Origin of the sequence: Microseira wollei NIES-4236, assembly GCF_020521235.1 — a bacterium.
GTDB lineage: Bacteria > Cyanobacteriota > Cyanobacteriia > Cyanobacteriales > Aerosakkonemataceae > Microseira > Microseira wollei.
Genome location: NZ_BLAY01000736.1, coordinates 1 through 255, shown reverse-complemented (window position 1 = coordinate 255; position 255 = coordinate 1). Strand labels below are relative to the sequence as shown.

The following is a 255-nucleotide window of genomic DNA, read 5'->3' as shown; positions in this document are numbered from 1 at the left end:
AAAACTTTGATTTGGTGACAAAACTTACTGCTGCCGTGCCCCTACTGCGGGAATGGTGGCGACAAATTGGTACAGTAGGGGCACGGCATCCGAAAAACTTTGACTTGGTGACAAAACTTACTGCTGCTGTGCCCCTACCCCCTGGGTATACAGGGGTTTTCAATTGGGTGCAACGCAACGTGGTAGGGGCACGGCATCCGAAAAACTTTGATTTGGTGACAAAACTTACTGCTGCCGTGCCCCTACTGCGGGAAT

The 255-nt window shown here is 51.0% G+C and carries 1 protein-coding gene; it reads left to right on the top strand.

What is annotated here, in order from left to right:
- Positions 1–14 precede the first annotated feature (14 nt).
- On the top strand, positions 15–255 hold a 241-nt coding region (locus MiSe_RS50385; RefSeq protein WP_226595137.1), incomplete at its 3' end, for a hypothetical protein.